Origin of the sequence: Streptomyces sp. NPDC052107 (genome assembly GCF_040680215.1) — a bacterium.
In the GTDB taxonomy this organism is placed as follows: Bacteria; Actinomycetota; Actinomycetes; order Streptomycetales; family Streptomycetaceae; genus Streptomyces.
The window spans coordinates 1-23,989 of the sequence record NZ_JBFAWG010000081.1 but is presented as its reverse complement, the minus strand read 5'-3'; the positions used below and the strand labels follow the sequence as shown (position 1 = coordinate 23,989).

The 23,989-nt window shown below is 69.5% G+C and carries 22 protein-coding genes and 3 pseudogenes; 14 read left to right on the top strand and 11 right to left on the bottom strand.

Going from position 1 to position 23,989, the window contains the following annotated elements; genetic code table 11:
- Positions 1–22 precede the first annotated feature (22 nt).
- The gene (locus AB0M27_RS39205) at positions 23–961 is read right to left on the bottom strand and encodes an IS630 family transposase (RefSeq protein WP_365729488.1); all 939 of its coding nucleotides are present in this window, start codon (positions 959–961) and stop codon (positions 23–25) included.
- A gap of 164 nt (positions 962–1,125) precedes the next feature.
- On the opposite strand from AB0M27_RS39205, the gene AB0M27_RS39200 reads away from it, so the two are divergent.
- From AB0M27_RS39200 to AB0M27_RS39190, 3 genes and pseudogenes are all read left to right on the top strand, one after another.
- Positions 1,126–1,419 carry a hypothetical protein gene (locus AB0M27_RS39200; protein ID WP_365729487.1) on the top strand — a complete coding sequence of 98 codons (294 nt, stop codon included), beginning with the start codon at positions 1,126–1,128 and terminating at the stop codon, positions 1,417–1,419.
- 860 nt (positions 1,420–2,279) lie between these two features.
- A complete protein-coding gene (locus tag AB0M27_RS39195; RefSeq protein WP_365729485.1) occupies positions 2,280–2,783 on the top strand; it encodes a hypothetical protein in 504 nt (167 codons plus the stop codon).
- A 275-nt stretch (positions 2,784–3,058) separates the two neighbouring features.
- Positions 3,059–3,326, top strand: a pseudogene (locus AB0M27_RS39190) (hypothetical protein).
- Positions 3,327–3,977: 651 nt separating this feature from the next.
- On the opposite strand, the gene AB0M27_RS39185 reads toward AB0M27_RS39190, so the two are convergent.
- Positions 3,978–5,336 (bottom strand): glutamine synthetase, encoded by a 1,359-nt coding sequence (locus AB0M27_RS39185; RefSeq protein ID WP_365729483.1) that lies wholly within the window; start codon positions 5,334–5,336, stop codon positions 3,978–3,980.
- 220 nt (positions 5,337–5,556) lie between these two features.
- Positions 5,557–6,351: an FCD domain-containing protein gene (locus AB0M27_RS39180; RefSeq protein ID WP_365729482.1), complete on the bottom strand. Its 795-nt coding sequence runs from the start codon at positions 6,349–6,351 to the stop codon at positions 5,557–5,559.
- Positions 6,352–6,422: 71 nt separating this feature from the next.
- Here AB0M27_RS39180 and AB0M27_RS39175 point away from each other — a divergent pair, with 71 nt between their 5' ends.
- Both AB0M27_RS39175 and AB0M27_RS39170 read left to right on the top strand, forming a co-directional pair.
- Positions 6,423–7,316 (top strand): carbon-nitrogen hydrolase family protein, encoded by an 894-nt coding sequence (locus AB0M27_RS39175; protein ID WP_365729480.1) that lies wholly within the window; start codon positions 6,423–6,425, stop codon positions 7,314–7,316.
- Positions 7,317–7,411: 95 nt separating this feature from the next.
- Positions 7,412–8,770, top strand: coding sequence for an APC family permease (locus AB0M27_RS39170; protein WP_365729478.1), 1,359 nt, complete (start codon positions 7,412–7,414; stop codon positions 8,768–8,770).
- A 51-nt stretch (positions 8,771–8,821) separates the two neighbouring features.
- Here the strand turns inward: AB0M27_RS39170 and AB0M27_RS39165 are convergent, their stop codons facing one another.
- Positions 8,822–9,253 (bottom strand): hypothetical protein, encoded by a 432-nt coding sequence (locus tag AB0M27_RS39165; protein WP_365729476.1) that lies wholly within the window; start codon positions 9,251–9,253, stop codon positions 8,822–8,824.
- Positions 9,254–9,359: 106 nt separating this feature from the next.
- Here AB0M27_RS39165 and AB0M27_RS39160 point away from each other — a divergent pair, with 106 nt between their 5' ends.
- The gene (locus AB0M27_RS39160) at positions 9,360–9,860 is read left to right on the top strand and encodes a hypothetical protein (protein ID WP_365729475.1); all 501 of its coding nucleotides are present in this window, start codon (positions 9,360–9,362) and stop codon (positions 9,858–9,860) included.
- 10 nt (positions 9,861–9,870) lie between these two features.
- Here the strand turns inward: AB0M27_RS39160 and AB0M27_RS39155 are convergent, their stop codons facing one another.
- The gene (locus tag AB0M27_RS39155; RefSeq protein WP_365729490.1) at positions 9,871–10,218 is read right to left on the bottom strand and encodes a sigma-70 region 4 domain-containing protein; all 348 of its coding nucleotides are present in this window, start codon (positions 10,216–10,218) and stop codon (positions 9,871–9,873) included.
- Here AB0M27_RS39155 and AB0M27_RS39150 point away from each other — a divergent pair.
- Positions 10,205–10,315, top strand: a pseudogene (locus tag AB0M27_RS39150) (XRE family transcriptional regulator); the annotation flags it as partial. The gene AB0M27_RS39155 and the pseudogene AB0M27_RS39150 sit on opposite strands and share 14 nt — an antisense overlap.
- A 95-nt stretch (positions 10,316–10,410) precedes the next feature.
- Positions 10,411–10,929: an adenylate kinase gene (locus AB0M27_RS39145; RefSeq protein ID WP_365729474.1), complete on the top strand. Its 519-nt coding sequence runs from the start codon at positions 10,411–10,413 to the stop codon at positions 10,927–10,929.
- A 137-nt stretch (positions 10,930–11,066) separates the two neighbouring features.
- Here the strand turns inward: AB0M27_RS39145 and AB0M27_RS39140 are convergent.
- The 4 genes and pseudogenes from AB0M27_RS39140 to AB0M27_RS39125 form a co-directional block, all read right to left on the bottom strand.
- A pseudogene (locus tag AB0M27_RS39140) lies at positions 11,067–11,372 on the bottom strand (transposase family protein); the annotation flags it as partial.
- Between the two features lie 406 nt (positions 11,373–11,778).
- Entirely contained in the window at positions 11,779–11,952 is a 174-nt protein-coding gene (locus AB0M27_RS39135; protein WP_365729472.1) for a hypothetical protein, read from the bottom strand.
- A gap of 76 nt (positions 11,953–12,028) precedes the next feature.
- Positions 12,029–12,343 carry a hypothetical protein gene (locus AB0M27_RS39130; RefSeq protein WP_365729471.1) on the bottom strand — a complete coding sequence of 105 codons (315 nt, stop codon included), beginning with the start codon at positions 12,341–12,343 and terminating at the stop codon, positions 12,029–12,031.
- A 119-nt stretch (positions 12,344–12,462) separates the two neighbouring features.
- Positions 12,463–12,786, bottom strand: coding sequence for a hypothetical protein (locus AB0M27_RS39125; RefSeq protein ID WP_365729469.1), 324 nt, complete (start codon positions 12,784–12,786; stop codon positions 12,463–12,465).
- Between AB0M27_RS39125 and AB0M27_RS39120 the strand changes: the two genes are divergently transcribed.
- Positions 12,775–13,530 (top strand): SRPBCC family protein, encoded by a 756-nt coding sequence (locus AB0M27_RS39120; RefSeq protein ID WP_365729467.1) that lies wholly within the window; start codon positions 12,775–12,777, stop codon positions 13,528–13,530. The genes AB0M27_RS39125 and AB0M27_RS39120 overlap by 12 nt on opposite strands.
- Positions 13,531–13,870: 340 nt before the next feature.
- Here the strand turns inward: AB0M27_RS39120 and AB0M27_RS39115 are convergent, their stop codons facing one another.
- The gene (locus AB0M27_RS39115; protein WP_365729465.1) at positions 13,871–16,654 is read right to left on the bottom strand and encodes an AAA family ATPase; all 2,784 of its coding nucleotides are present in this window, start codon (positions 16,652–16,654) and stop codon (positions 13,871–13,873) included.
- An 852-nt stretch (positions 16,655–17,506) separates the two neighbouring features.
- Between AB0M27_RS39115 and AB0M27_RS39110 the strand changes: the two genes are divergently transcribed.
- The 5 genes from AB0M27_RS39110 (at position 17,507) to AB0M27_RS39090 (ending at position 23,634) form a co-directional block, all read left to right on the top strand.
- Positions 17,507–19,798, top strand: coding sequence for an FUSC family protein (locus AB0M27_RS39110; protein ID WP_365729463.1), 2,292 nt, complete (start codon positions 17,507–17,509; stop codon positions 19,796–19,798).
- A gap of 319 nt (positions 19,799–20,117) precedes the next feature.
- Positions 20,118–21,032, top strand: coding sequence for an MBL fold metallo-hydrolase (locus AB0M27_RS39105; RefSeq protein WP_365729461.1), 915 nt, complete (start codon positions 20,118–20,120; stop codon positions 21,030–21,032).
- 22 nt (positions 21,033–21,054) lie between these two features.
- Positions 21,055–22,545 (top strand): carboxylesterase family protein, encoded by a 1,491-nt coding sequence (locus AB0M27_RS39100; RefSeq protein ID WP_365729459.1) that lies wholly within the window; start codon positions 21,055–21,057, stop codon positions 22,543–22,545.
- A gap of 46 nt (positions 22,546–22,591) precedes the next feature.
- On the top strand, positions 22,592–22,975 hold the full coding sequence (locus AB0M27_RS39095) for a Rid family hydrolase (protein ID WP_365729457.1): 384 nt from the start codon (positions 22,592–22,594) through the stop codon (positions 22,973–22,975).
- Positions 22,976–23,061: 86 nt separating this feature from the next.
- Positions 23,062–23,634 carry a hypothetical protein gene (locus tag AB0M27_RS39090; protein WP_365729456.1) on the top strand — a complete coding sequence of 191 codons (573 nt, stop codon included), beginning with the start codon at positions 23,062–23,064 and terminating at the stop codon, positions 23,632–23,634.
- 38 nt (positions 23,635–23,672) lie between these two features.
- On the opposite strand, the gene AB0M27_RS39085 is transcribed toward AB0M27_RS39090, so the two are convergent.
- Positions 23,673–23,846 carry a hypothetical protein gene (locus tag AB0M27_RS39085; protein ID WP_365729454.1) on the bottom strand — a complete coding sequence of 58 codons (174 nt, stop codon included), beginning with the start codon at positions 23,844–23,846 and terminating at the stop codon, positions 23,673–23,675.
- Positions 23,847–23,989 lie beyond the last annotated feature (143 nt).

Here is a 23,989-nt window from a genome sequence, read left to right as displayed (position 1 = left end):
GCCCTGTGCACTGGCTCGGGAGCTACACCTTCGACATCAGTCGATCCTCCTTCGGTGAGTCCGCTCTTCTCAAGCGGCTTTCGTGTCGCACGATCTGATTGATCCAGGAAGACCCGACGGGGGTGAAGTGGAAGTGGACGTGGGAGTTCTTGGACAGCCATGCCTTCACGTCCGGTGTGGTGTGGGTGGCGAGGTTGTCCAGGACTACGTGGATCTCCTTCCCCGTATGCGGCTTCACTGCCTTCTTCAGAAAGGCCAGGAAGTTCTTTCCCTTCCGGCTCGGCTTGCACTCGCCGATGACTTCGCCGGTGCCGACGTTGAGGGCGGCGAACAGGTTCGTGGTGCCGTGCCGCACGTAGTCGTGGGTGCGTTTCTCGGTGGCCGCGAAGGCGACCGGCAGGACCGGCTGGGTTCGGTCCAGCGCCTGGATCTGTGTCTTCTCGTCGATCGAGAGCACGACCGCGCCACCGGGTGGGGCGAGGTAGAGGCCGACCACGTCGGCGACTTTCTCCGCGAACGCGGGGTCCTTGGAAATCTTGAAGGTGCCGTTACGGTGCGGCTTGAGCTCTTCCTCGCGCCAGAGCCGCGCGATGTAGTGCCAGGACACGGTGATGTTCTCGGTCCGCTTCAGGTAATTCGCCAGCTCGCGTGTCGACCAGTGCGAAAGCCCGGTGCAGGCCGGCGGCGTCATACGCGTCAGAGCAATCACCCGTGCCCGAACCCGCGCCGGTACCTGTTCCCGGGCCCCACCGGGACGATCGCCTTCCAGCCCGGCCAGCCCGCGCTGGGAATAACGGGTCTTCCAGCGGTCTACGGTCGGCAGCGACACCCCGAGCAACTCGGCAATGTCCTTGCGTCGCCGCCCCTCGCCCGACCACAGCACGATCCGGGCCCGCGTGGCCAAGTCCGCAGGCACATCCGGGCTACTCGCCAACTCCCGTAACTCGGCGGCCTGTTCCACGGAAAGCTCCATGCCAGGCACAACGAGACACTCAAGATCACGTAACGCTGACGGGATCACGAGATAATAGCGGGTGCGTGTCGATGACGCGAACTCACCTCGAACCGGCGCAGAATACGGATGTCTCATGTTTGCCTAATCTGCAGAGGAGGCAGTAACCCCCAATGTCCGGTACTATCGTGATCCTTCGCGAGCTACGCTGGTCATTCAGAGCTCGCGCTTTCAAGGTGAAGATTGATGGGGTCGTCATCGGTAAGATCGGCACCGGCTCCGAGGTGGAATATATTGTCACTCCCGGAATGCACGAAGTGCAATTGTTGGTTGACTGGTACCGTAGCCCGGCGTTGTCGGTCGAAGTGGGCAGCGATAATCCGTGTACGTTGATCGCCCGCCCCGGCGCCTTCCTCGACGCCTTCATCCGACCCCACAGGTACCTAAGCTTGACGGAATCAGGCTGAGCGCGAGAAGAGCACTTCCGTGCGGCACTAGAGTTCAACGATTCCCTCGCCCCAGCCAGTTACGCCCGCTCCCTGGCAGCCGAAAACGCACTAGGAGCACGCATCGCCGAAGTGCTGGCGCGAGCATACGGCATTGGCACAACATCAGAGGACATCTAAGAGTTGCAACGGATCCTGGAAGCTGCGAGTTAGCGGCAGCACGTTACTGGATAGTCGTGTAACGCAATCAGGATCACGAGACACTAGGGCATCAAGGGCAATCTGCCTACTTCAAACGCCCTCTGAGAGATCCAGTGAGTCAGAAGGCCGTCATTCCAGCCGCACAGACTGCGCGCCACCGCCAGAGTGAAGACAGGTAGGCGATGGCCTGCTGCCTCGCCGGCGAAGACCCACCCCGAGGCGGCCCCCAACAGTTTGATCGGCGCACGCAGGAGGCTTTTTCGGGCTCCGGGCGGCCTGTGCGTCCTTGCGTAAGCAGACACGAGGGCACGGCCCGACCTGTCGGCCGTTCCGGCCCTGGGTCCGAGCGTGGTGCGTCCTCGCAGGTCAGCAGCCGGGACGTCCCGTCACGGCATCACCTGCGCGCAGCCGCTGGCACCGCTGCACGGCCGGATCGCACGATGGCGGCACCGATGCCGGGCACGTAGACGTCCGGCACCACATGGAAGGAACCCGGTCATGCTGATGCATTGTCTGAAGCGAGTCGGCATGGCTGCCGGCGTCCTCTTCGAGAGTGCCCTGCTGCCTGTGGCGAGCGCTCTGCCCGCGGCAGCCGCGACGAATGACAGTTTCGTCGTCTACACCGGCCAGTCGCCGAGTTGCGCGGAATACGAGGTGCCCAGTTCGTCGACTACGGCGACGTGTTCGGCGACGACTACGTCGGTGTCTTCGACACGTGCGGGGACGGCGTCAGCGTCAAGGCGTGGGTCTGGATCAGCGGCAAGCTGATCGGCGCCCAGCGCAACGGCAGCGGTGGCGAGGTCTACTTTGACATCCCGAACGTGAAGGCCAACAACTCCGTGGGAATCAAGGTGTGCGCCCAGAACGGCCCGAACGGGACTGCGGGTGCCGATAAAACATCCGCCCAGGTCGCAGACTCGATTGGCGGGGCGGCGCGGCTGGCGCGGGGGGATCGTCGCCCGCATCCCTCGGAGAACTGGCCGCATTGCCCGGATGATCCTGGACATGGGGGCCGCACCCGAGGTTCGGGTGCGGCCCTGACGCGTTCCGATGTCTCAACCTTTCCCCGCCGCTTTCAGGAATGGATAAAGCCGTCGCGATGCGCGGGGATGCCCATGCGGGCGAAGGTAGAGACGGCTGCCAACGGGGGCCTCGCCCCCGGGGCGAGGAGGTCAGTCCTGTGACCCTTCGGGATGTAATGATTCTCTTTGGCCGGGGCCGGGTTGTGCGGCCGCGAGTGCCGTTGCGGGGCGTGACGATCTTGTGTGTGAGTGCTCCAGTGAGACCGAGTGAGTGACCGCGATGTGGTGGTGCGGGCTCTGGCTGAGGGCTTGGGCCTGCAGCAGACGACGGTGGCCGAGGTGTGCAGCGACGATGTGGTCGCCGTCAGCGCTGGTTCAGCGGCCGTCTTGCGAGTGGGGCACGCAGGCTGTCGGTGGCGGCTGCGACGCTGTCCGTCATGGATGAGCTGGAGTTCCTGCGCGGCCGTGTCTACGGGGCCGACCACGATGATGCCGGACCGCGGCAGGGGTGTACCTACGTGGAGTTGGTGGCGGGCCCGCTGGATGGTCTGCTTCTGGACGTCACGGACTGGCCCGACCACGCTCGAGCCGAAGTCGTCGCCCTGCATACGGAGATGGGCCGGTACGGGCCGGGTGGCCGCAGCCCTGTACGCCCCGAGGCCGGTGGACCGGCGCCGGTTTGACTGGCGCGGGGACACCCCCTGATCGTCGCCGTGGCCGGCCCGGCGCTCGTTTGCGAACCCCCGTCCCCTGCCGAGGGGGTGCGGTTTTCGCGTTGCGGCGTGGGGCTGGGGCGACGTGGATCCTGTGCGTCGGCTGCGCCGCCCCTGCGGTGGAGGTGCCTGCACACTGGCGATGGCCAGTTCCGCGAGGTTGGTGGGCTTCGTGGGGGAGAGGTGGCTGGCCTCCCCATACCAGGCCAGCCGTCGATGCCCGGCACTGGCCAAGACTCTGACGCGATCAGCGGGCACGGCCGGAGACTGGTGATCAAGGCTGTGAACTGGGCGGATGATGTATCGGCATACGCAGCGTCACGGTCACCCGGGTGATCAAGGACGTGAAGCCGGGCCTGCGGCGGATCGCTGTGCTGGAGACGGGCGGCGGCCTGGACCCGCTGGCGCTGTTCATTGGCCAGGGCGGCCGGATGCTTACAGGTTCGGGCTGGGACCGTATCCGCTGGCGGGCGTGGGACCGGATGAAGCAGTGGAGTGCGCACGAGGAGGCTCCGGTGCTGCCCCGCCGCTGCTGGGTCTACCACGACACGCGGCACATGTTCGCGCTGCGGCTTCTCATCTTCCTCACCCGCGAAGCCCTCGGTGACATCGAGAGCGAACAGGGCCGGCCCCTCGGCGGCCGTCAGTACCGCAGGCGGGTGGCCGCCACGATGCTCTGCGGCGTCGCCCCTTCGAACCGGGCGGCCTCCGCACGCCGTACGGCGACGACCGCGCCGAACAGCGGCTCTCCGAGCGCCTCGCGCAGCACCGCCGACCGTTCGAAGTGCGCCAGCGCCTCGGTGAGCGAGGTGGGCAGCCGCTTGTGCCCTCCCACCTCGGCGGGGTCACCCACCACGGGCGGCGGGAGGGTCGCGGCGGCGTCGATTCCGGCGAGGCCGGCAGCGATGACCGCGCCCACCGCCAGGTAGGGGTTGGCCGCCGCGTCGAAACTCTTGATCTCGGCGTTCGCCGCCCAGCCGGCGTCCGGTGCTCCCGCGACGAAGCGGATCGCGGCCTCCCGGTTCTCCGGGCCCCAGCACTGGAACGCGCCGGCCCAGCGCGAGGGTTCGAGCCTCAGATAGCTGGCGGCCGAGGGCGCGCCGAGGGCGAGCAGCGCGGGCAGCTCCCGGAGGACGCCCGCGAGGAACGCCTCGCAGACCGCTGTCATGCCGTTCGGGCCGTCCCCGTCCTGGCACAGGTTCTGGCCGTCCTGCCAGAGACTGAGGTGCAGGTGGCGGCCGTTACCGACCGCTCCGGCCTCGACGACCGGGGCGAACGAAGCCGTCAGCCCGTGCCGCGCGGAGACCGCCCTGACCGTCTCCCGCACGAGCACCGCCAGATCGGCCGCCCCCACCGGGTCCGCGGGTGCTACGGACACCTCGAACTGGCCGGGCGCGTACTCCGGGTGCAGCTGCTGCACGGCGACTCCCTGCGCGACGAGGGCGTCCAGCACGTCGCGCAGGTAGTCGGACAGTTCTACGAAGCGTGCCATGCCGTACGCGGGGCCCGCGGCCGGGCGGGACGGCGACGGGGACGAGGACGGGTCCGAGTCTCGGCCGACCACCCACTCTGTCTCGAAGCCCATCCGCAGGGCGAGTCCGCGTTCGGCGGCCCGCTCGGTCATCCGCCGGGCGAACAGCCGTTGGCAGCCGGGGTACGGAGTGCCCCGCTGGTCGTGGCGGTCGGCCGGCGCCCAGGCCCAGCCGGGCTGCGCGGCCAGCGGGGTCAGCCGGTCGAGGTCGGGCAGGAGCCGCAGGTCGCCCTCGGGGGCGCCGGTGTACCCGCCGGTGGTGACGGAGTCGTCGGCTAGGATCAGGTCGAAGACCGGCGGCATGGCGACACCCCACCGCACGGCGTCGGGCAGCGCCGAGACCGGCACGGTCTTGACGCGGGTGATACCCGCGGTGTCCACCATGGTGAGGACGACCCCGCTCACCCCCTGCGCCGTCAGCCGGTCAGCCTCCCCGGCCGCCCAGGCCCGCTTCTTACGCGCGGTGGACATGGCATCCTCCTTCACCGCGTGCGTCCGTGATCGGCTCCGCGGTCGTGTTCTTGAGTGTGATCGCCGCCGGGGCGCCGACGGCCGGAGCCTGCGCCCCGTCCCTTCGGGGACGTGGGCGAACGCCGCGGCGGCCGGGTACGAGTGTGCGGACCGGCCGCGGGTGCGCCGCGCCGGCCCGCGCAGGGTGCGCGCGGGCGCAGGCATGGACCGCCGGTGCCAGTCAGCGTCGGTCGAGGAGGTCCATGAACATGCTCTTGTGGAGTTCCTCGACATGCCGACGCGCCACCTCGGCCGCCTCCGCCGTGTCCCCGCGCAGAATTGCCTTCACCAGGGCGCGGTGTTCGTCATTGGAGTGGCGTAGGAAGTCCAGCGGGTAGGGCAGGTAGTAGCGGTACAGCTCCCGGAGCACGGCGCCGTAGGGCTCGGCGACGGAGTCGAGTCCGGTCGCGGCGGCCACCGCCATGTGGAACCGCTCGTCGCAGCCGTGGAACTCCGCCCAGCTCGGGGCCCGGTCCATCTCCTCGATCAGCCGGTCCAGTTCCTGCGCGGACTCCGTGTCGAGGCCGCGGACCGCGGCCAGATGGGCGACCCCGCACTCCAGGACGAGCCGGTGGTCGATCAGCTGGTGCACGTCGGCCGATGCCGCCCGGTACGTTTCGATGGCCCCGACCGTCGAGTGCGCGGGCCGCTCGGCCACCAGCGTCCCTCCGGTGCGGCCGCGTCTGCGCTCCAGCACGCCTTCCTTGCACAGGGCCACCAGGGCCCGGCGGACCGTGATCTCGGAAACGCCCAGGGCCTCGGCGATCCGGTCGCTGCCGGGCAGCCGCTCACCGGGCGCCAGCAGGCCGAGATCGACGGCGAGCGCGATACGGGCCCGTACGGCGTCCAGGGCGGACAGCCGCCGGATGGCGGTGAGCGGCAGCGCGTTCAGGCCGTGCGTGGCCTGCTCCGCGCGCGCCGGGCGGGAGTTCACGGGGGAGCCGGGCATGGCGACACCGTACTCAAAAGTGCTCATCTTGAACACTCTTGTTTAAGTGCTCATCGTGCTCTATTTTTTTTCGCCATCAGGCCACCTACTGTCCGAAAGTGGTGACTCCCGTGTCCCGGCCCCTGCCCATCGCCCTCGCGCAGGCCCTTCCGCGCTCCTCCCGCCTGCCGCTGGCCGGCTTCACCGATGAGGTCCAAGACCTCATCGCGAGGTTCCCCGGGACCCGTCTGGTGGTTCATCCCGAGCTGCACCTGTGCGGCGTGGAGGGCTCCCGGGAGGAGCGGGAGGCCCAGTTGCGGGAGTCCGCGGAGCCGTTGGACGGCCCCCGGACCAAGATGCTCGCCGAGCTCGCGGGTGACCTGGGCATCTGGCTGCTGCCCGGCAGCGTGTGCGAGCGCGGTGCGGGGAGCGAGCTGTTCAACACCGCTTTGGCCTTCTCGCCCGAGGGCCGGCTCGTGGCCTCGTACCGCAAGGTCTTCCCCTGGCGCCCCTACGAGCCGTACGACCCCGGCGACCGCTTTGTCGTGGCCGACCTGGCCGAAGCGGGCCGGATCGGCTTCGCGATCTGCTACGACGCGTGGTTCCCCGAGGTCGCCCGGCATCTGGCCTGGATGGGCGCGGAAGTGATCGTCAATCCCGTCATGACGACGACCGCCGACCGTGCCCAGGAACTGGTCCTGGCCCGGGCGAACGCCATGGTGAACCAGGTCTACGTGATCAGCGTCAACACCGCGGGCCCGGTCGGCACCGGCCGCAGCCTCGTGGTGGACCCGGAGGGCCGGGTACGGGTCGAGGCCCCCGACGCCCTGCCCACCGTCCTCACCGATGTGCTCGACCTCGACGACGTCACCCGGGTCCGGACCCACGGCACGGCGGGCCTCAACCGCGTGTGGGACCAGTTCCAGGACGGTGACGCCCCGATCGAACTGCCGCTGTACCAGGGGCGGATCGACCCTCGCCGCTGGAATCCGGACCGCCGCGCCGGCGGCTGACCGCCCGGCATGTCCGCCTCCGCCCCCGTCCCCCGCGCCCGCCGACACACCCCCGGAAGCCCGCCCGGCCCCTACGCGCCCCCTGGAGCCCCGCCATGGAACAGCCCACCCCGACGCTGAACCGGACCCTGACCCTCAGATCAGTCGTCGTCTTCGGTCTCGCCTACATGACCCCCCTGATCGTGCTCGGCACGTACGGGGTCATCGCGCAGACGACCAACGGCACCGTCCCGACCGCCTACCTGCTGGCCATGGTCGCGATGATCTTCACCGCGTACAGCTACGGCAAGATGGCCGCGGCCCATCCGGTGGCGGGCTCGGCCTACACCTACGTGCGGCGGGCCATCGACTCCAGGGCGGGCTTCCTCGTCGGATGGGCGACGCTCCTCGACTACTTCTTCCTGCCCATGGTCATCTGGCTGATCGGCGGCGCCTATCTGCACGCCCAGTTCCCCGGCGTGCCCTTCTGGGTCTGGATCGTCGGCTTCATCGCGATCACCACCGCGCTGAACGTGCGCGGCATCCGCACCGCGGAGAAGACCAACGACCTGCTCATGATCTTCCAGGTGCTCGTCATCGGCTTCTTCGCGCTCTTCTCGCTGCTCCACGTCTTCCGCCACTCGGGCGCCGGAGGGCTGTTCAGCACCACGCCGTTCCTCAACGACCACAGCACCCTGGTCGGCATCTCGGCCGGAGCGGCCATCGCCGCGTACTCCTTCCTCGGCTTCGACGCCGTCACCACCCTCACCGAGGAGACCGTCGAGCCGCGGCGCACCATCCCCCGCGCGATCATCCTCATCGCCCTGATCGGCGGCGGCATCTTCGTCCTCCTCGCGTACACGACCCAGCTCGTCCACCCCGGGAGCACCTTCGCCGACCCGAACTCGGCCGCCTTCGAGATCGCCAGGACGATTGCCGGGAGCCTGTTCTCCTCGATCTTCCTGGCTGGTCTGGTGGTCGCTCAGTTCGCCTCGGGCATTGCCGCCCAGGCCAGCGCCTCCCGCCTGCTGTTCGCGATGGGCCGGGACGGTGTGCTGCCCCGCCGCTTCTTCGGGTTCGTCCACCCCCGGTTCCGCACCCCCGCCGTCAACATCGTGCTGACGGGGGTAATCGGGCTCATCGCGCTGCGACTCAACGTGGCGACCTCCACCTCGTTCATCAACTTCGGCGCGTTCACCGCCTTCACCTCGGTGAACCTCAGCGTGATCGCCACCTTCGTGCGCGAGCGCCGCGCGGGACGCAGACTCAACCCCCTCACCCACGTCGCCTTCCCCGTGGTCGGCGCGGCGGTCGACATCTGGCTGCTGACCCGCCTCGACGGCAAGGCCATCACCCTGGGCCTGATCTGGCTTGCCGTGGGCGTGCTCTACCTTGCCTACCTCACCCGGCTGTTCCGGACCCCGCCACCGGAGATCGACTTCTCCGAGGAGACCAGGACCCCCGAAACGGTCTGACCTGGACCCCGGAACCTGGCAAGGGGTCGCCGCATTGCCGGCGGCCCCTTGTCAGCTTTCCGCGCGATTGCTCCGTCTCGACCCCGGTACCAGTTCCAGGCCGCTGTCCGCGGGCAGGGTCTGCCGGCAGCCGGTGTACATGTGCTCGGTCGCCAGGCGGTCCTCGTCCGCCGCGCGGGCGGCCTCCAGGATGGCGCGGTGCTCACGCTTGCCCTCGACATCCGCGCCGACCTCGGCAAGCCGACCGAACTGCCGGGGGACTGGGGCAAAGAAGGCCCGCCCGTCTTGAACATCATCGGCGCCTGGATCCTCGCCCTGCCCACCGCCCGGCTCACGGTGCTGTGCGCCCACCTCCTGGAGGCCACGGGCTGGTCCACGCTGCTCACCCTGCGCGAGCGCACCGGCGTGCACCTGGTCGCTGTCTGCCGCACCTGGCACCCACCTGCGGCGATGCGCGCCGCGCTCGCCCATGTCGAGCACCAAACCGTGTCCACCGACGGCGACCTGGGCTACCTGCTGACGAAGGCCGAGGCCGCCCCTCCGCTTCGCCGCAGCGCCGAAGGCCGCTGGATCACGTGCCCGCTCTGGCATGTCCACCGGCATCGACACAGCCGCGGCCAGGACCACGGCCTACCTGGCGGGCCGTGGAACGCTGCCCCGCGGCACCGAGGCGATCCCCTACCAGTGGATCGTGGCCGCCCGCGGACGCGATCTGCAGGCGTGCGGAGCAAAGGAGACCGCACCCGGGGAGTGCCTGAAAGCCTTGGGAGGCGCCGGAGGTGACGCCCTGATGGGGGCGGCCGACAGCTTTCTACGCTCCGGGGAGTTGGCCGTCGCGCTGGTGGGCAGCGGACTGGCCGCCCTGCGCATCCGGGAGGTGGCGGACCCGGCCGCCGTACGCCCTGTGTGGCGGCGGGCTCTACTGTGCGCGCTGCTGCTGACCGCACCGCTCCTGCCGTACTTGTCCGGCGACCCCGCCTGTACCCTCTTGATCGGGGCGTTGGCCATCGTCAGAGCGCCGGCGACCGCGCTGCCGCTGACCACGCCCACGGCCGCCCGACGGACCCCGCTGAAGCGGGGCTGCTGCTGAGCGGGCGCGCTCACTGGCTGACCCCCTTCGCGATCTTCCGAAGGAGTCGGGCCTCATTACCGCGCGCCCACTCCCTGTCGGCCTCGGGGGGCACATGCGGCGCGCCGTCCTTGCGCAGTCTGCCGATCCTGGCGCGGAAGAGGAAAGGGGCGTTGCGGACGTCACCGATCTTGATACCAAGCCGGTCGGCTGCCTCGCTCCTCGACAGCCCGTCCAGGGTCATCAGCCACACGGCCCGGTCCCGCGGCTTCAGCTCGGTGATCATGCCGGTGAGGGTGGCGCACAGCTCGGTGACGCCGTCGGCCACCGTTTCGGGGGCATCCAGGCCCAGGGCTTGGGCGACCAGATCGGGGGACATGGCTGTACTCGACACCCATGTGCCGCACTGGCTCGGCCCCGATGACGACCGGACCGTCGAACTCCTCGTCCTCTTCGGACACCAGGGTGAACGGGCCATCTCGAGGCCTGCACCGCCTAGGCATTTGGTGATTCGGTGGCAGGCGAGGAGCGCAGGAGCGTCCCTCCCTGGGCGCCGGGATAAGGTGCACCCGTGGAACGGATCTTGGTGGTGGGTGTCACCGGTGCGGGCAAATCCACGCTCGCCCAAACCTTGAGCAGTCGTCTGGGTCTGCCCTACCACGAGATGGACGCGCTGTACTTCAACGGCCCCGACTGGGCCATCAACAACCGGTTGACCGAAGACGTATCAAGGCTCACTACCGAGCCCGAGTGGATCATCGACTCTCTTGGCTATCCGGAAGTTCGTGACCTGCTGTGGGACCGGGCCGACACCGTGATCTGGCTGGACTATCCCAAACGCGTCATCATGCCCCGCGTGCTGCGCCGGTCCATCCGGCGCACCGTCACACGCGAGGTCCTCTTCGGCGGCAACAGGGAAACGTGGACGGACTGGCTGAGCCGGGAACACCCGGCCTGGTGGGCGTGGTCCCAGCACGGAGCCCGCCGCCGCGAAGTCGAGCGCCGCGTCTGTGATCCCCGTTTCGCCCCTCTGGACACCCTCCGCTTCGGCCACCCCAATGACACGGCGGCCTGGCTGGCATCCCTCTGACCCGGCGGGCCAGGCAGCTTGGCCCTGCTTCGTCGACGGGCCGGCGTCCTGCCGGAGTGGCGCTGGTCTCGGTCCGCCCCCGGCGAGTCGGCGGTAACAGATGAGTGCTGCGGCGATGCCGACGAAGGCGAGGAAGCGCCGTCCACGATCCATAACCGCTCGACCGTATCCTGCGGGGCGCGGACGGGCTCGAACGCGAGCGGTGGACGAAGCGCTGGATCACCGGGCAGGCAGTGGCCGGCGAGATGCCGAACAGCGGCGCGCGCTGCCGCATGGTGAGGTTCGTGCGGTAGTAGGCCGCCACCAGCAGCACGGGCTCGGCCGGCGGAAGCCGCCACGGCCGCCCCCACCCCACACCCGTCACCGCGCCTTCCCGTACCGCCTTCAGCAGCCGGCCGCCCGAGCTGCTCGATCCGTAGCCCGGTGAACGCCTCCACCCACATCCGCTCTGTCCGCCCGGGGCGTGCTTCGCATGGGTCCCTGCTGGTAGCGCTGCGCTACCCGGCCAGGCGGGAGAGAACCAGGTTGGGGTCCTTGGCGGTGTTCCAGGCGGCGCCCAGCATGTAGACGGTGTCGCCGCGCAGGAGGATGGACGTGGTGTTCTGCAGACCGTCGGCCGAGGTGAGCCGGTGCAGTGGCTGCCGTTGCCCTGGACGAGCGCGACCTCGTTCGATCCGTCCAGGGCGGCCAGGAGTTGGTCGCCGCGGCCGGGGAAGGTGATGTCGTCGATTCCCGGCATACCACTGGCCCGGGTCTGTGCCTGGCCGGCGCGGCCGTCCGGGAGGATGGGGATGCGCAGGACGGTGTCCCGGTCGAGGTTGGTGGCCCAGACCGCGCCGTTGTGGACCTTCAGCCCGTTGGCGCGGCCGGGGTGCCGCCGGTGGGCGCTTTCCAGATGGCGCCAGGTACGGAGTCGGCGACGTAGAGGGTGTGGGTGCGCGTGTCCAGTGTCAGTCCGTTGGGCAGGCCGTCCGCCGGCAGCGCGGCGATCCGTTCCGGTCGGCCGCCGGGCGCATCCGCCACACGCCGGTGAGGTCGGTGGCGCCGGTGGCGTACAGGAAGTACAGGGTTCCGTCGTGGGCTCGGGTGATGCCGACGGTCAGCGGGAAGCCCAGGCCGGGGGTGTGGACACCGCCGTCGGTGGGCTCGGGCGGGGGGGCCAGGGTCCGGACAGGGCCCTCGGGGGAGACTGCGGTGACCTGCGGGCCTTGGCGAAGGTGACGTGTGCGCGGCCGTCCGCTGCCAGGGCTACGTTCTGCGGTGTCTGGCCCTGCGCCAGGTCGAAGTGCGCGGCGATCCGCGCATCGCTCAGGGGCGGGGAGACGGCCGAGGCCGAAGCGGGGCTGAGCACTGTCGCTGCGGCGGCGGCCAGGGCGCCCACCGCCGCAGCGGACATGGACAACTTCTTGAACATGGATCCTTATCGATTCGGGCTGATTCCGGGCATGCGGCAGCAACGCGCCGGCATATGGCCCGGGATAGTGGGTTCTTTCCGCGGGGCGCGCCCCGCGGCCGCTTCGGAGACACGGCCGGTTATGGCCGTACCCGGGTGGGGAGACCGTGGTGGCTCGTCGCGGCAGCGGCCGGTGACGTTTGGGGGATCAGTTCCTGTCGGTGAGGGACGGTGTCCGCGCCGCGTCGGCGGAGGCTCCGATCCGCCGCGGTGCTCTCGCTGGTGGCCTGGGCGAGCAGAGCCAGTGCGGCCAGGGACGGCGAGCCGGCCTGTGTGGTGGCGACCACGACGAGGGGACTGCGCCCGCTGCTCATGGTCTGCTGGACGACGGTCAGCGGCCCGAGCAGCGGATGGCGCATCTCGTAGGCGGCGACGGTGCATGGCTTGACCCGGTGGTCGGCCACATCGAGGCGAACTCGACGCTCTTCGCGGACAGTTCACCCAGGAGGGCGTGCAGTGCCGACGCGGCCGGCTTCGCCTTCTCGATGCGTGCTTGGGTCGACGCCGCGCCCGCCCGTGTCTACGAACTGGTCAGCGAGGTGGCCGCGATCAGCCGCTGGAGCCCCGACGCCGACGACGTCGCCTTCGACCCGGATGCCGGCCCCTGGGCCGGCGCCTGGTTCAGCGGCCGTAACCGCAGGGACGACAAGGTGTGGCCCAGCCGCTCCCAGATCGTGCGAGTCGACCCCGGGACGGCTTTCGGCTTCGTCGTCGGCGGCGCGGAGAACGGCATCGTGCACGGGGAGTGGACCTTCACTGCGCAGGGGCGCGGAACCGTCGTCCAGCAGTCCTGGCGACTGCTCCGCCTCGATCCGGTGCTGGGCACCACCCGCGCTGATCTGGACGCGCTCCGTCGCTACATGACCGACAGCGTCGAAACCAGCCTTAGCCGCCCTCGCCGAGTGCCTCGCCGAAGAACGCTTGGACAGCGAAGCTGTGCAGGACCAGTGGTCTGTTACGTTCTGCGATGGACGGACCGGTCGGCGCAGTCGTCCTGCCTGCCGGAAGGAGGCAGGAGCGCAACAGGGGCTGGAACCGGCCGTGTTGGCCCGGTGTCCGGTGGTGTGAGGTGGACTCCGGGCGCAACGCCGGGAGCGGGTCCGCAGCCGACGCAGGACGCGGAACCTCGTGCGGAGCAGCGCCCTTGACGTCGAGGACCGCATCGAGCACGTCGATCCGGTGCTCGCTGCCGTCTCGTCGGTGCTGGTGAGGCCGGAGTTCCCGGCACGGTCGTGGCTGCAGGTGAGGGAGGGTGAATGGCAGGCCAGGGCTCGGACGGCTCTCACGCTCCCAGGGGCACGGGCGCAGGGGTACGCCCGGGTGAATCCCTTGTGCGGTTCGACGAGCTCATGTGATCGCTTGTCGTCGCGCTCCATGAATCTGTCATGCGGAGTCGAGCCGCGGGTATCTGTCAGCCGACTGCAGCGCGACGGGCGCCGCCCGGCAGGTGGCACGCTCGTCAGCACGCATCTGGGGCAGACTCGGCGCTCAGCCCTGGACGCCGGTAGCCGACAGGGTGCCTTCGACGACGTCGCGGAGTTGTGAGCGGGCGGTGATGCCCAGTTTGGGGAACACCCGGTAGAGGTGGGAGCCGACCGTACGCGGTGAGAGGAACAGTTTTTCCCCGATCTCGCGGTTCGTCAGACCTCGGGCTGCCAGCTGGACGATCTGCTGCTGCTGGGGGCTGAGTTCGGCGAAGGCACTGGGCACGACGTCGGTCGCCTCGATGCCGGCGGCGCGCAGTTCCGCCTGTGCCCTCTCGACCCACGGCCGCGCGTCGAGGCGCCGGAAGGTTTCCAGTGCGGCGCTCAACAGCGGCCGGGCCTGGGCGATACGGCGCTGCCGCCGCAGCCACTCCCCGTAGTCGAGCCGGGTCTGCGCCCGTTCGAACGGCCACTGCTCACCCGCGGGCTCCGCGAGCGCCGCCTGGAAGAACGGCTCCGCGTGCTCGGGATCCGCCAGCAGGGCGCGGCCCCGGTCGATCAGTGCGCTCACTCGTGCCGACATGCCTGTACCAAGGCGCCGCGCCGACCGCTCCAGCACTTGTGCGGCGTGCTTTTGCTGTCCTCGGCGTACGGCCGCCGCCGCGAGTTCGGCCAGGACGGTGTAGGAGACGTGGTAGTGGACCGGATCGCCGTCGTCGGTGAAAGCAGATCGGAACTGCGCGTACGCGGTGTCGTAGTCGCCCTCGGCCACCGCTGCCAGGCCCAGGGCCCGACGCGCGAAGACCGCGACAGAGCGGCTTTCCAGCGGGTCGACGAGGGTCAGCGCCTGCTCGGCTCTCCGTCGCGCGTCGGCCGGCTCGCCGAGCAGGGCGAGCACTGTGGCGTCGAGTGCCTGGGCACACGCCTCGGCGTGGTCGAGTCCGGCCGCGGACGCCACCGCCGAGATCTCGGCCGCCACCGAGCGGGCCTCGGCCCATCGGCCCTGTTCCAGGCGGGTCCAGCCGGCTGCGCATCCCAGTCCGTCCGGGAGCGGTCCATAGGCCTGCCACTGGTCGAACGCCTCGTCGAAGGTCTTGGCGGCGAGGGTGGTGCGGTCGAGCAGCCAAGCGACGATGGCCAGCGCGGTCAGGCGCCTGGCGTCGCCCTTGGCCTCGGCGATGAGCCCGGGCAGCGCCGGTGCGAGGGACGTTCCTGCGCCGCTGGGGTCGGATACGGCCAGCACCCAGGCGTGCAGCGCCGCTCCGGCGGCATCGTCGGGCATGCGGGAGAGCAGGTTCTGGATCTGTCGCTGCTGGGACTCCTCGCCCGAGTAGTAACGGACCACCGCCGCCGCGGCCAGCGCGTCGAGTACGAGGGGCGACCGGGCGTCCGCCGCGTCGTCGGCGACACGTATGAGCAGGGCGAAGGCGGCTGTGTGATGGGGGCCCAGGGACATGAGCTGTCCGGTGGCCAGCGCGGCTTTGCCCAGCAGCGCCTGGTCGGCGGTGCACTCGCGGACTGCGGCGGCCAGGTGTTCCACCCAGCCGAGCTGACCGGTGAAGACAGCGGTGGCAGCGGCTTCGGCCAGCAGACGCGCCCGGTCCTCGCGGTGCGGGCTGAGCTCCGCGGCGCGCTCCTGGGCCGCAGCGGCGGCCGCAAAGCCACCCCGGCGCCGGGCCCGGTCGGCCGTCTGCTGCAAGGCGGCCGACACGTCCTGGTCGGGGCGCACGGTCGCGGCGGCGAGATGCCAGGCGCGGCGGTCGGGCTCGTCACCCAGCAGGTCCGCGAGAGCGAGGTGTGCTTGGCGGCGTTCCTCGAACGACGCGGCATGGTAGATGGCGGAGCGGACGAGCGGGTGACGGAAAACGATCCCGGATCCGTCCTGGCGTACGAGACCGGCCCGATCCGCGGCCACCCACGCCTTGTCGTCCGCGTCGGGTAGTCCCACGGCCGCCGCCTGTGCGTCCGCCGCGTCCGCGGCCGCGAGCAGCACAAGGATGCGCCGGGTCGGTTCCGGCAGGTCCGCCGCGTGCCCTGCGAAGATCCGCTCCAGACGGTCGGTGACCGGCAGCGGGCCCTCCACACTGCTGCCCTCGGGCTGCCGGATCGCGGTGGCGTGGGCGAGTTCCACCAAGGCCAGCGGGTTGCCGGCCGCCTCTGCGAGAATCCGCGCCCGGGTCCGGCCGGTGGGTGTCGTGGGCTGCCGGTCAAGCAACCGGTTCGCCGCCTCACCGTCCAGCGGGCCGAGCTCGAGGCGCTCGTACCCCTTGTCGAAACCCGGCAGCGCGGCCGCGGTGCGGACTCCGACCAGCAGCGTGACGGGCTCGCTGTCCATGCGCCGCGCCACGAAGGAGAGAGCGTCCAGCGATCCGCGATCGATCCACTGCGCGTCGTCGACCACCACCAGCAGCGGGGCGGTTTCCGCCAGGTCCGACAACAAGGTCAGAACCGCCAGGCCGACGACCATCGCGTCGGGAGTTTCCGCGCACTCTTCGAGCCCCAGCACGGCCCGTAGCGCACAGCGCTGCCGCGACGGCAGCCCCTCCGTCTTACCGAGTACGGGGCGCAGCATCTGATGAAGACCGGCGAATCCGAGGTGAGCCTCGGATTCGCTGCCCACCGCCCGCAGCACTCGGCCGCCCGCACTCCGTGCGCGATCGGCCGCGAGGTCGAGCAGCGTGCTCTTTCCGGCCCCGGGGTCACCCGTGACGATCAACACGTTGCTGTGGGAGCGATCGGCGCCGACACGTCGGATGATTTCTGCGGTCTCGGTTTCTCGGCCCACCAGCGCCAGACCAGAATTCCGCGTCGAGCGCTGGTCCCCACGAGCCTTTCCATCGTTTTCCACGGATGCTCCAAGGAATCGAGATCCCCCCAGACCCTAACGTGGGTGAACTGCGGCAGCGCGTGCGGGAGTGGTGTCGAACCCGCTCAAGAGCACTCAGAGCGCAGCCGTCGTCCAGGTTATTCCGGCCACGGCATCCATGGAGTTCTCCCAGACCGCTCGTTCATCTTCGCACCGTCACGGCATCGGCATGGCGGGAGGAACAGGCAGGCGTATGCGCTCCGCCGCTGTGGACGAACGGCACCGATGCAGTCACGTGACGCATACCCCGGCTGTTCGTCCAGCCGCAGAATCGTGCAGCGGGCACGGCCACGCCTTTCCGGCGCGGCGGGCAGGTACGGCCATGCGTCGCCGGTGGCGTCGTGCCATCGAAGACGGGGATCGCGTAAGCCGTACATCGGGACCGGAAGGCGCTGCCATGGTCACTGGACGCTCGTGGCTGGTCGGACTCGGGTTCCGTACGCCATGTGGTCGGCTTGTACGCCACTTCTACGTAGTCGACGGTATGGCCGATCCGGAGCAGGCCCACAAGGTGGCTCTTGAACGGGCGAACGAGCCGAGCGAACGCGCAGGGCGCGGAAACCTGCGGCCCGACGACGGTTGCGTCGAGATGCGCCGAGTGTCGCGTGACCCTCTGGGCACCTGGCGGTTGTCCGTCCCAAGCCCGTGCGCTGCCTAGCCCCCTGGAGCCGTAAGCCATCGTCGACGGGTGCAGGCCAGAACCTCCGAGAGCAGTCACCTGACGCATACCGGACGCAACCCCCGCACACCGAGACTGGCGACGTGGGCGGTGGCCGGCAGAACCTCGGGACACCCTCACGGCCGTGCACCCGCGAAAGGCCTACGGAGAGCACCATGGTGGCAAGCACAACGGTATCGCTGTGGGACCGCTTCGCCGCCTTCGACCTCGGGCTTATACGTCTGACCTCCGCGATACGCGCCGTTCTCGGAACCGCCACGACCCTTGCCGTGCTGACAGCGCTGCGAGCGCCCGAAACGGCGCTGGTGGTCGGCGGTTTCACCGCGATGACGACGTCACTGGCGATCAGCGACCTGCATCCGCGCAACCAGCTCATCACCCTCGGACTCGGCGCTCCGCTCTCTCTCGCGTCCCTGGCCGTTGGAGCCGTGCTGACGCCGTACCCGACGGCAGCCAAGCTGATCTTTTTGGTGGTGATCTACCTCGCCGTTCAGGCGCGCCGGTTCGGCCCACGAGGGCTGGGCCTGGGGATCTTCGGTTTCACGGCCTTCCTGCTGTCTCAGTTCACCCAGGCCCGAGCAGACCAGCTTCCGCAACTCGGCGCGTCGGTGCTTGTGGCTTTCGGGGCCGTCACGACCGGGTGGTACTGCGCCGGCCCCGTCACGGCGGCCAGAGCTCTGAGGCGGCTACGGCACGCATTCGACGTGCGTCTGCACGACGTCCTCCGGGACACGGCCGCGATGGTCGCCACCGGGCGGGACGTCGACACCCGGAGCCGCTCGTTGCAGGACCGCCTCGACAGACTGCACGCATCTGTGCTGCTGATCGAGGACTTTCTCGACGAGCGCGCCGTCGACGAGGGCACCGAGGCCCCGCTGCGGCACATCGCTCGTGTGGAGGTGGCCGCGCAGCGCCTGGCCGTACTCACGGTCCGCGCAGTTGGCACACCGGTGGCCCGCAACGACCTGGCGGAACGGACGGCACGACAGCGGCTCGCGCAGCGGATCCGAGCTCTCCGGCACCAGCTCACCGTGGGAACGGCCTATGCATCCGAGCAGTGCGAGGAGAGGTACGACGGCGGCCCGGACAACCGGCCGACCGGCTCCGCACATGTGCAGGACTGCTTCCCAGCGGTCGACGAACTCGCCGCGGCCCTGCGGGTTCTCGGCCCACGCGGCCGTCCGGCAGGGTTCGGGACACCTCCTCACAAGCCCGCCCCACCAACCTTGGGGGCGGTGCCGCGCGGGGAATGGGACACAGACGCCGAGAGCCTGAAGCGCGGAGCCACGCGTCAGGCGTTTCAGGTGACAACTGCCTCGGCCCTCGCCGTCGCGGGCGGTCATCTCCTGTCCCCGCACCTGTGGTATTGGGCCGTCGTGGCCGCATGGGTCGTCTTCATCAGGACCGAGAGCACCGGCGAGGTGCTGCTGCAGAGCCTCCGGCGGCTGGCCGGCACCGTCCTCGGCGTGGTGTTCGGCTACGGCCTTGCCGCCCTGGTCGGCGGAGACGGCCCCGTCCTCCTGATCCTGCTCCTACTGTGCATGTTCGGGATGTTCTACACCCCGGCACATGCTTACTGGGCCGTGACGTTCTTCATCACCGGCACGCTCAGCATGCTGCTTGCGCTGCTGGACACCTTTTCCACGCAAGTGCTGCTCTTGCGTGTCCAGGAGACCGCACTGGGAGTGTCCTGCGGCGTCGTTGCCGCCGTCCTCGTACTTCCCACCACGGTCCGCCGGGCCAGTGACGAGGAACTGGTCGGTTACCTGCGCGTCCTCGACCGCCTCCTTCGGGCCATCGCGTCAGCAAGCACGGACACGGAAACCCCGACGAGCTGGGGCCGCGCGGCACTCGACCTCGACCAGGCACTGGAATCCTTCCGCAAGGCCTGCCTGCCTCTCACCCATCCACTCAATCCGCAGCGCGGCCGACGCCACCACGCCCGTCACCTGCTTGAACTTCTTGAGGCTGGCGCGTACCACGCACGGAGCCTGACCGCCACGGCCGAGCATCTCCCGGCGGCCCGTGTCTCGGAGTGCGCCCCCCGCCTCACCGCCGCGGCCGACCGTGCTCACGAGACCGTGGCCCACCTGATCCGCGTCACCGGCCATCGACCGGGAATCTCCTCGCACACGGCACGCCCCAGAGTCGTCATGGCACTGTCTCTGCTCTCGGAAGAGCGGCGTGTGAGCCGCAGCCGGCCGTCGCCGGAGTATCGCCTGCTGCTGCACATCAATCGCCTCGACGCGACCTTGACCGCGCTCGTGCGAGCCTTGGACCCGCTCACCCCGGACCCCGGGCGCACCACCATGGTCCCGTCCGAGAGCGTTGACATCCCGTCGCCGCACGGCCCGGCCCCGGCTGCAGCGGTGCGCTGCGTCGCTCTCGCGGGCCGGTGCGAACGCGCCCAGGCTTCTGACACCCCGGCAGAACGCATCACAGGGTGACCAGCCTCCTGATCGACAGGTCATCGAAGCCGCCGACGGGAAAGACCGGGACGGCCACCGCACACGATACGGCCGGCAAGCAGGCCGATACGGATGCTGCTGCCGTCTCGTGAACGCGGCGAGGTCGCCATGTGCTCGTCCACGAGGTATCCAGGAATGGAACTCGGAACGGGGAGTCGCCTCACCTTTCGCCTGGCCTACAAGAGGAAACACCCCCGTGCTCCGAGCTGTACTCCTGGGTGCAGTCACGTGACGGATACCGTGCCCGCTGGGGCCGCTCCTACGGTTGGGTAAATCCTCCGAACTCCAAGGAAATCCCATGGAACAGATCACGCTCGGCAATGTCTCCATCACCCGGGTAAAGGAATATTTCGGTTCTGTCGAAATCACGCCCGACGCCTTCTTCCCGGAAAGCTCGAAGGAAGTGTGGGAAGCCGGTAAGGAATGGCTGGCTCCGGACTTCCTGGAGCCCGAAACGAACATCGTGTATTCGGCGATCCAGACCTGGCTGCTGCACAGCGAGGGCAAGACGATCCTGGTCGACACCGGTGTGGGCAACCACAAGGAGCGTCCCTACGCCCCGGTCTGGGGCCACCACGAATCGGACTTCCTGGCCAACCTCGCCCGGGCCGGCGTTCAGCCCGAGGACGTGGACATCGTGATCAACACGCATCTCCACATCGACCACGTCGGCTGGAACACCTACCTGCACGACCGGCAGTGGGTGCCCACCTTCCCCAACGCCACCTACCTGATGCCGAAGGACGACTTCGACTTCTGGAATCCCGAGAACGGCCACAAGTCGGTGTTCGGCCGCGGCAACCAGAATGTTTTCGAGGACAGCGTGACCCCGATCGTCCAGGCCGGCCAGACGCAGCTGTGGGAGAACAGCCACCAGATCGACGCGAACCTGCGCCTGGACCTGGCTCCCGGGCACACGCCCGGCTCCTCCGTGCTGACGCTCACCTCCGGCACGGACCGCGCGGTGTTCGTCGGCGACATGCTGCACAGCCCTGTGCAGATCCTCGAACCGGACGCCAACAGCTGCTTCTGCGAGAGCCCCGCCGAAGCCCGCGCCACCCGCCGCAAGGTGCTGGGCTGGGCGGCCGACAACAACGCGCTCGTGATCCCCGCGCACCTGGGCGGCCACGGCGCCACCGAAGTCGTACGCGAGGGAAGCACCTTCGCCATTAAGGGCTGGGCGCCCTTCACCCCGTACACCGAGCAGCGCTGAAGCCCGCGGAAAGGCACCAGAGATGAGCCACCACCCCGACCCCGTCGTGACCACCGCGCAGGGAGCCGTCCGCGGTTTGCGGCAGGACGACATCCGCGCGTTTCTGAACATCCCATACGCCGCCCCGCCGGTCGGCGCCGGCCGGTTCGCCCCGCCCCAGCCGCACGAGCCCTGGGACGGCGTACGGGACGCCACCCTCCCCGGACCCAACGCCCCGCAGTCCGAGCGCAAGCTCGGCAGCATCGACATGGCCCCCTACTTCGGCACCGGCTGGAGCCGCGGCGAGGACTACCTCACCATCAACGTCTTCCAGCCCGCAGCCGGTGACGGCGACCTGCCCGTGATGGTGTTCGTCCACGGCGGCGGGTTCGTCGCCGGGTCGACGCGGTCCGCGCTGTACGACGGTTCCGCCTTCGCCCGCGACGGCGTCGTCCTGGTCACGCTCAACTACCGGCTCGGCATCTCCGGGTTCCTCGACATCCCCGGGGCGCCCGCCAACCGCGGCCTGCTCGATGTCGTCGCCGCACTGCGCTGGGTGCAGGAGAACATCGCCGCCTTCGGCGGTGACCCGGACAACGTCACCCTCTTCGGCCAGTCGGCCGGGGCGACCATCGTCGGCGGCGTCCTCGCCACCCCCGAAGCCGCGGGCCTGTTTAGCAGGGCGATCGTGCAGAGCGGCAGCGGTCTGGGTGCGTTCACCTCAGAGCAGGCCGCCCGTGTCACCAAGGCCGCGGCCGAGGAACTGGGCATCGAGCCGCACGTCGACGCCTTCGCGGACATCTCCGACGAGCGCCTGGTCGAGGCCGCCTCCCGGCTCGCGGGCATCGACCTGCAGACCGCCACGCACCACGACCCGCTGATCGGCCTCAGCCCCTTCAGCCTGGTGCTCGACACGCAGCCCGCCGTATCCGTCGCCGCCGGCCTGAGCGCCGATGTCGACCTGCTCGTCGGCACCAACACCGAGGAGGGAAACCTCTACCTGGTCCCGGTGGACAAGTACGCCACCTCGACCGCCGGGGACGTCGACGACACCGCGGCGCGCTCGCACCCGAAGCCCGCGCAGCTCGTGGAGACGTACCGCAACACCCGCCCCGAGGCGTCCTTCGGTGAACTGCGGTCGGCCATCATGGGTGACGCGCTGTTCGGCGCGGGCAGCTGGGCCCTGGCCGGCGCACATGCCGCCCACCCCCAGTCCGCCACGTACAGCTACGAGTTCGCCTGGCGCTCCCAGGCCCTGGGCGGAGACCTCGGAGCCACCCACGCGATGGAGCTCCCCTTCGTCTTCGACATCGCGGAACTCCCGCATCTGACGGGTGAGGGCGGCCTGCTCGGCCCCGACAAGCCCCCCGCGGACCTCGCAGCCCGCATGCACGAAGCCTGGATCCGCTTCGCCAGGACCGGCAACCCCGGCTGGGACCAGTACGACACCACACGCCGGGCCACGATGCACATCGACGCCGAGTGGACCCAGGTCGACGACCCCCGCAGCCAGGAACGACAGGCCTGGGCCTGATCCCTCGCACCGATTGCTCTGTGCACCCTTCCGTCAAGGACACACCATGGCAACAACCGTCATCACCACCGAGAACGCACCCACCCTTCCAGCCCCGCTGTCCCAGGGCATCCGCAAGGGCCCGATCCTGCAGGTCTCCGGGCAGCTCCCGTTCGACCCGGAGACCGGCGCGGTCGTCGGCACCACGGTCGCCGAGCAGACCGCGCAGACTCTGCGCAACGTCACCGCCGTACTCAAGGCGGCCGGCGCCGGCCTGGAGGACGTCGTGATGCTCCGCGTCTACCTCACCGACCCCGCCCACCTGCCCGAGCTGAACGAGGCGTACGCGGCAGCCGTCGGTGAACCCTTCCCCGCCCGCACCACCGTCTACATGCAACTCCCGCCGGGACTGCTCGTGGAGATCGACGCCCTGGCAGTCCTGGACGACTGACTCGGCTGCAGTGCAAGGCTGGTCTGGCGCGGTCCCCCGGGACCGCGCCAGACCGGCGTCCATTCCTAGAGAGGAAAGGGGGCACGATGGATGATCGCCTGTCGAGGGCGTGCGTCAACCTGAGGGTTGTACCGGTGGACCTGCTGGACGCCTTGTGCTCCCTGTCGGGGCGCCCTTCACCGCCCTCCGGTTCTCATCCGGTACGGCGCCTCTACGGGCACGTACTCCACGCAGCGGCCTCACTGCCGCTGGGCGCGCTGCAACCGGGCGACGTGAGCGCGGCCACCGAGGTGCGCGCCGGCCTCCTGAACGCCGACGTCCCGCCCCCGTCGGACGCGGCCGCCCAATGTATCCAGCACACGGTGGACGACCTGGGGCCCGCCGACCTGTGGACGCTGGCCCGCGGCACCGCCATGACCCGCGACGACCTCGCGTGGGGCGCCGCCGCAACTCTGGCGCAAGAACGCCTCGAACACCCGGACTCTCTGGACGAGATCGCCGCACAGGCCATCGTGGACGAAATCGCCGAACGGACCCCATGCCGGTGGGGCCGTCACCACAGCGACGCGGTTCGTGCCGTCACGATGATCAACGGTGGCCGCACCCGTCTCCGCACCCGGCCCAACCAGCAAGATCACGATCTACAGCTGGCGTACTAGTCACCGCCGCTGGACCACCCTCGGTGGTGGTGACATTGTCAGTGCTTCAAGGAGCCCTTGGCCCCCTCTTTCGCGCCCCGCGCCTTGCCCCGCGCTTCGAGGGCGGCACCCTTTGCTGCGAGATCATCTTTGTGTACCGCGTGAGCCAGCGTTCGCACGGTCATTCCTACAACCTGTTCGGCCTTTGCTTTGGCCTTCTCTCCGGTACTCATCTCAGTACCTCCGCGCTCACTGGCCGAGTGCCCTTGAGGGAGGGGAGGCAACCGTTCCTAATCAGTGAGCAGTAGTGAGTCTTGGACCCATACCTGGTCACTGCGGGCATCCCGAACGGTTTTGGATGTCCTGGTCGCCCGCT